We start from the raw sequence: 5,086 nt of genomic DNA, 5'->3' as shown, positions 1-5,086 counted from the left end.
AAAATGAAAATCTTGATTATTCAAACAGCATTTATTGGAGATGTGATTTTAGGGACACCACTTTTGCAGACCATTGCCACGGCAGGAAGTATGGAGCACAAAGCACGAAACACGGAGCAGAAAGCAGGAAACAAAGAATTATCTATTATAACTACACCTCAAGGGAAAGAGATTTTAGATGGAAATCCTTATCTTAATCAGATAATTGTCTATGATAAAAAGGGACAAGATAGGGGCTTTTTTAAATTCCTGGAAATGGTAAAAAAGATTAAAAAGGAAAATTTCGATATTGCGGTCATTCCACATCGTTCACTGCGAAGCAGTTTGTTGGCTTATTTAGCTAAAATACCTGAAAGAATTGGATTTAACACAAGTGCTGGCTTTTTTTTGTTGACGAGAAAAGTCCCATATTTAAGAAATAAGCATGAAGTAGAGCGGAATTTAGAGTTAGCCTCCGCAGGATTGGGAATTAAGGCAATTGAGCAAAATTTAAGTATTTTTTTATCGGAGAAAGAAAAGGATTTTGCCAGAAGATTCCTTGAGGAAAACAATGTTGGAGATGACTTTTTAATCGGGTTTGCCCCGGGGTCTATCTGGCAAACTAAACAATGGTTGACTTCAGGTTATGCCCGGGTTGGTGATGAATTAAGCAAAAACTACAAGGCGAAAATTATTATTTTTGGAAGTAAGGCTGATGCAGAAATAGCTGAAAAAATAAGCAAACAGATGAAAATTACACCAATTATTGCCGCTGGTAAAACAAATCTTAAAGAATTATCTGCCTTAATTTCAAAATGTCATCTATTCGTTACGAATGATACTGCGCCAATGCATATTGCGATGGCTTTTAAGATACCGACGGTGGCGATATTTGGTCCAACAACCCTGGATATTGGTTTTGGACCTTATGGTGAGAATTTTGTCGTGGTGGAGCGTTCAGGACTTGCCTGCCGACCTTGTAGTTTGCATGGTCCCCGTCAATGCCCGAAAAAACACTTTGCCTGTATGAATGAAATATCACCGCAAGAAGTCATCTCGGCTTGCCAAAAACTTGTTTCCTCTGAAAATAGGAAGTAGAAAGTAGAGAGTAGAGAGTAGAGAGAAAATCTTTCCTCCACCCTGTTTTTTCCCCTATTTTCATTCTCCTGTTGTGAACCCATAGGTTCATGAGCGTTCTCCTGAAAATAGCCGTAAGAATAGAACACGGATGACACGGATTAGACGGATGAGCACGGATTTTTTAGTAATCGGATTGAGCGGATTAATCGGACTTTTTTTCTGTTTTTTTATCTGCTCAATCCGCTAAATCCGCTTACTACTTATTTCCCCTGAAAATAGTTTTTTCACGCAAAGGACGCAAAGGTAAATTTTCCCCTTATTTCCCTTTGCGTTCTTTGCGTGCCTGGCGTGAAACTTCCTTTCCCCTGAAAATAGCGAATTAGTGAATTAGTATAGTATCCACAGACTCGTATCCTCTGGTTTAGAACACATATTCCCCCTTAATAAAGGGGGTTAGGGGGTTGTCCTTCTCCCATTTTCATTGCCCTTTGTGAGTCGCAGACTCATGACCGTTTCCCCTGAAAATAGGAAGTAGAAAGTAGAGAGTAGAGAGGAAATGTTTCTTCCACCCTCTTTTTTCCCCTCATTTCCCTTTGCGTTCTTTGCGTGCCTGGCGTGAAACTTCCTTTCCCCTGAAAATCGGGGTTCGGGGATTCTTTTATTCCCGAATCCTGAAACCCCAATCTCTTTATTTTCATGCTATATAATCATATCCAGGTCAGAATCACCGAGGGTAAGAAACCAATTTTTTGGTTCTCTCAAAAACTCCATCGGCACATCGGGAATTATAGACCGTCCAATAAATCTATACACCGTAGAATCATTTCTCACAAAAAAGCCACATTTTTTAAGGGGCTTCAAATAGAAGGCATCTTTAGGCTCTAAACAACAGATAGAATTTACCTTTTGTTCTTTAAAATATTTTGTTGCCTGCCAGATAAGACTCTCAAATCCCTCTTTCTCGGCTAAAAAATCAACTATGTAACCTGTATTTTGATAGACTCGTAAGACAATATACCCTGATATCTCCTTTTTTCTTTCGGCTAAAAAGATAGTATATTGGACATCCGGACATCTAACAAACCGCCAATTTAAATACTTCATATCACGGATAGAGATGGCATTAAAGTTTTTAGAGATACGATTCCAGAAGTCGTCTATTCGGGAGTTAAAGGAGGAGATTTGAGTAAGAGTTATCAGTGGGGATTTTTTGGGTTTAAAGATAAGGTCAAAAAGAAGATTTAAAGGGAGCGTAATGAATTTAGCTATTAATTTGTTTTTAACAAATTTAGTCACTGTGTTTTCCAGATTAACAGATTTTTTCATTAATGGATTAAAAGATATATGGACATCGAAACCAGCTATTCTTTTCCAAAGTAAATAAGCGGGTTCCGTTGGGAAACCAATATTTAAAGGATTTTCCTCATAAGCCTTTTTGATTAACAAATGCCCTCTGCCACGATATTTAGGATGGGTCATATGGTCAACTAACCAATATGCCTGGTAGGTTTTTGTGTTAATTAACACTTTGCTAGATATGCCACAGATAAATCCGGCTAATTGGCCTTTATATTCTAATATCCGAATAAAAGGACCTTCTTTGGGGTTATTGGGATTATCCTCAAATTTCCAGTCCCATCTTTTTCTACACACTTGGGCAATCTCTTTGCCCCATACTTCCTCATATAATTTAAAAAGCAATTCTTTATCTTCCTTTGTGTATTTTCTTACAGACCATAGTTTTTCCATTTTTATTGCCTAAATTTTATACACGATTACCTTTTTATTTGGTTTCTTTCGTCCTTTGACACGACTATATCCTTAAGATTTAACCATCTCTTTATAAATTCAATATCATCAGAAGTAATTATACCTACCTTAAATATCAAAATAATATAAACCGATATAAACACCAATCCCGCCATTAAAAGAGTGAATAAATCTGGATAGTTAAAAAAGGTAATAGGATAAATTAAGAAACTACAACCTGAAGCAACTATAAAGATATTAATAAGATTTCTCCAGGGAAGAATACCGACAAAAGGAATTTTTAATGAGTGTTTTATGATAAAAAGAAAAAAGAATATCGTGAGATATACAGATAACAAGATACCGATTGCCGGACCTATAAAACCCATAATCTGGACGAACAAAAGGTTAAGGATAATATTTAAAATAAAAAATAGGACGGCACCGGTAAAGATAAATTTAGTTTGACCTATCCCCTCAAGAACCTCACCATAAAGAAGCATTCTTGCCGGTACTGTACATAAATAAATTCTCAAGATATTGGTGCTTTCAATATAATTTTTTGTGAACAGCAAAGTTATAATTTTCTCACCCATTGTAAATAAAAATACACCTATCGGCAGTATAATTAAGGCTATTTTGCTTATATATTTATGCCAGAGTTGAATCAATTCTTCATTCTGATATTGGTGATGCAGTTCACTAAATTTTGGCATTAAGACATTTCCTACCGGCGAAAATAGCATCTCGAGCAATCCTATCTTCGATGTCCCAACCGCGTAGATAGCATATTCTTGAACCGAGAAGAATATAGAAATTACAATCTTATCGACCATTACCCCTAATCCGCCCACAATATCAGCAAAACCTCGTGGGAGAGTATATTTCAATTGGGAACGGAGTAATTGACGATTCCAATTAAATTCCCATCCCTTCATTAAATATACGGTGTAGAAAAGCATTAAACCGCAGGAGATACTGCCAAATACTACCATCCAGCCAATTAGCCCGGCTAATCCATAACCTAAAAATAAAGGAATGATAACTATAAATGCAATGATAGTATTTACTATCGATAAACCAGCAGATAATTTTTGTCTATCTACCGCAAGTAATAAATAGTTAAAATACGCCGCCGGGAAAGTAAAAAATAGATATATGCTCAGTATCTTTAGTAATTTTGATAAATCAGGGTTATTAAAATAATCTCCGATATTTTTAGAAAGACACCAGAGGATACAAGAAGAAGTCAATCCCAACAGTGATAAAATGATAATTGATTGAATGACAAATCCTGCTCGTTCAATTTTTACTCTCGGAATAAAATAAGCGATACTTCGTGGAATACCTAATGAGAAAATAACTGTAACTATTGTCGAAATAAGCATTATCTGTTTATAAGTGCCGTAGTCAGACATAGATAATATTCTGACAAGTATCATACTCAGAACTAATCCAGATACTCCACTAATAACATTGGATAAGACAACTATTGCGACTTTATCTGAAAGAGAAAATTTTGCCATTTGCTTTGATTAATATAACATATAACGATAAGAAAGTCAAGGGTTTATTTTTTTATAATGGATTCAGGATTGGGGGTTTGGGGGAACGCGTTCCCCCAATGAGGTCTGGGGCAAAGCCCCGTATCAGAATTTCTACCAATATATCGTTCCTACGGAACTGATTGATTTGTCTATCTATTCCTACCGATATTATGTTCCTAACGGAACGATTATTCTCATTAAAGATTTTATGGTCTGGTGTTGTCCTTTTGAAAGACCGATATTATGTTCCTAACGGAACGATTATTCTCATGCCTTATTTTATGGGTATTATCCTATGTAAACTTCCAGTTAATAACCGCTGTAAATGCAAGCTTTCCATGAAACGGGTCTAAAGACCCTCACTACATTTCCTTACCTGATAATCGCAATCTTGCCTGTCTTCTTCTTCCCATCGCCAGTGGTAAGCACATAGATGTATATCCCACTATCTATCTTCTTCCCATAATTATCCCGAACATCCCAAATCCAGGTGGCGCGTTTGTGTTCTTCTTCTTTGACTAAACTGCCTGAGATGTCGTAGATGCGAATTTGGGTATCCTCTGGTAACCCTTCAAAAACGATATTTTCATCCCCGCGGCTGGGCTTGAACGGATTCGGATAGACCACAACCCCATCAAAACCCGCAGGTATCCCTTCCCCAATCAAGATAAATGTCCCAAAATGCGGTATGTCCCCATAGATAAAATTACTTCCAACTAAGACCTGTGCCC

General features: G+C 36.8%; 4 protein-coding genes. 1 reads left to right on the top strand and 3 read right to left on the bottom strand.

All coding sequences use genetic code 11. The features are described from left to right. A partial coding sequence (waaF, locus tag AB1414_15265) for a lipopolysaccharide heptosyltransferase II (GenBank protein MEW6608780.1) occupies positions 1–1,077 on the top strand: 1,077 nt, incomplete at its 5' end. A 681-nt stretch (positions 1,078–1,758) separates the two neighbouring features. Here waaF and AB1414_15260 read toward each other — a convergent pair. The 3 genes from AB1414_15260 to AB1414_15250 form a co-directional block, all read right to left on the bottom strand. After that, the gene (locus AB1414_15260) at positions 1,759–2,808 is read right to left on the bottom strand and encodes a GNAT family N-acetyltransferase (GenBank protein MEW6608779.1); all 1,050 of its coding nucleotides are present in this window, start codon (positions 2,806–2,808) and stop codon (positions 1,759–1,761) included. 26 nt (positions 2,809–2,834) lie between these two features. Then, positions 2,835–4,334, bottom strand: coding sequence for an oligosaccharide flippase family protein (locus tag AB1414_15255; GenBank protein MEW6608778.1), 1,500 nt, complete (start codon positions 4,332–4,334; stop codon positions 2,835–2,837). 393 nt (positions 4,335–4,727) lie between these two features. Further along, the coding region (locus tag AB1414_15250) for a T9SS type A sorting domain-containing protein (protein ID MEW6608777.1) at positions 4,728–5,086 on the bottom strand (359 nt) is incomplete at its 5' end.

The organism is bacterium (assembly GCA_040755795.1).
In the GTDB taxonomy this organism is placed as follows: domain Bacteria; phylum UBA9089; class CG2-30-40-21; order CG2-30-40-21; family SBAY01; genus JBFLXS01.
The sequence above is the reverse complement of the archived record's forward strand: the minus strand, read 5'-3'. Positions and strand labels throughout refer to the sequence as shown.

What these genes read in the sequence shown, in the direction of transcription:
- AB1414_15260 (MEW6608779.1), bottom strand. Translation starts at nt 2,808, where the DNA reads ATGGAAAAACTATGGTCTGTAAGAAAATACACAAAGGAAGATAAAGAA.
- AB1414_15255 (MEW6608778.1), bottom strand. Translation starts at nt 4,334, where the DNA reads ATGGCAAAATTTTCTCTTTCAGATAAAGTCGCAATAGTTGTCTTATCC.